General features: G+C 67.7%; 3 protein-coding genes. 1 reads left to right on the plus strand and 2 read right to left on the minus strand.

Annotated elements, in window-relative coordinates; genetic code table 11:
• Nucleotides 1-255 (plus strand): hypothetical protein (locus tag AC1DYI_RS35385; protein ID WP_477208770.1); only part of this gene is annotated, 255 nt, incomplete at its 5' end.
• A 58-nt stretch (nucleotides 256-313) separates the two neighbouring features.
• Here the strand turns inward: AC1DYI_RS35385 and cueR are convergent.
• Together cueR and AC1DYI_RS35395 are read right to left on the minus strand one after the other, a co-directional pair.
• Nucleotides 314-796 carry a Cu(I)-responsive transcriptional regulator gene (gene cueR, locus AC1DYI_RS35390; protein WP_477208771.1) on the minus strand — a complete coding sequence of 161 codons (483 nt, stop codon included), beginning with the start codon at nucleotides 794-796 and terminating at the stop codon, nucleotides 314-316.
• Nucleotides 796-1473, minus strand: a 678-nt coding sequence (locus AC1DYI_RS35395; protein WP_477208772.1) for an HAD-IC family P-type ATPase, incomplete at its 5' end; no start/stop codon positions are given. The genes cueR and AC1DYI_RS35395, both read right to left, overlap by 1 nt.

Raw genomic sequence — 1473 nt, forward strand, 5'->3', positions numbered from 1 at the left:
GTCCGCAGGCTGRCCCCTGACCCGCAAGGCCTGTCGGCGATTGGTGTTGGGCCCGAACACCAAACGACTTCCGCCGTTCTGGCTGGCTGGATCGAGGCCGGCGACAGTGTCTACGTAGGCGGACGCAACGACAGCAGCGGTGCCTTCGAGATCGGCGACGAGGTCCGCACGGCGGGCCGTCGTCACGAGTTGGAAAGCTGCAACGTCGACGGCGCGCGCACCAAGGCGCTGTTCAGCTTGCCGCGCTTGTCTTGAGTGACGGAGCTTGCGTTCGCGGCGCGCGAGACTTTGGCGCCGCGACGTAGGCAGTCATTCAGCCGCCGGCTCGCTGCGCGCCGTGTCGCCCGATGCGAAGCCCGCCGGTCTTCGGCGGGGTAGCCGTCGCGTCGATCGCGCTCGGCTGAGCCAGCGTGTCGATGATCGGGCAGTCCGGGCGGTCGTCGCCGTGGCAGCAATGCACCAGGTGCTCCAGCGTCGCCTTCATCGCTTGGAGCTCCTGCAGCTTTTCTTCCAGCTCCTGGATGTGCGCCTGCGCCAATGCCTTCACTTGGCGGCTCGGGCGCCGCCGGTTCTGCCACAGGCCCAGCAGTTCGCGGATCTGCTCGATCGAGAAACCGAGGTCGCGCGAATGGCGGATGAAGCGCAGCGTGCTGAGCTCTTTCTCACCGTACTGCCGGTAGCCCGACTCGGTGCGCAGCGCCTCGGGGAAGAGCCCGACGCTTTCGTAGTGGCGAATCATCTTCGCTGACACGCCAGAGGCTTTCGCGGCGTCGCCGATGTTCATCAAGGTGGTCATCAACGGGCTCCTTCGGTACGAGGCGTGCGGGCCACAGCCGGTGTTTTCGTTTCAGCGATTCGGTCTCCCGCGCTGGGGCGCCAACGCCGCAGCGTCAAGGCGTTGCTCACCACGCTGACGCTGYTGAACGCCATCGCCGCACCGGCGATCACCGGATTCAGCAGGCCGAAGGCCGCCAGCGGGATGCCGAGCACGTTGTAGCCAAAGGCCCACCACAGGTTCTGCTTGATCTTGGCGTAGGTGCGGCGCGAGATGTCCACCGCATCGGCTACCAATCGAGGGTCGCCGCGCATCAGCGTGATGCCGGCGGTTTCCATCGCCACGTCGGTGCCGGTGGCCATGGCGATGCCCACGTCGGCGGCGGCCAGGGCCGGCGCATCGTTGATGCCGTCGCCGACCATCGCCACACGGCCGGCAGACGCGCGCAAGGCCTGCACCGCCGCGGCCTTGTCGCCGGGCAACACGTTGGCGCGCACTTCGTCGATGCCCAGTTCGCGCGCAACCGCTTGGGCGCTGCCTTCGTTGTCGCCGGTCAGCATGATGGTGCGGATGCCCAGCGCGTGCAGGCGACCGATGGCTTGGGCCGCTGCAGGCTTGACCGTGTCGCCAAAGGCCAGCAGGCCGAGCAGACGGGCACCCTCAGGCGCTCGCTCGATCAACCACGACACGGTGCGGCC

This window comes from Ideonella sp. P3_A4 (genome assembly GCF_056403075.1).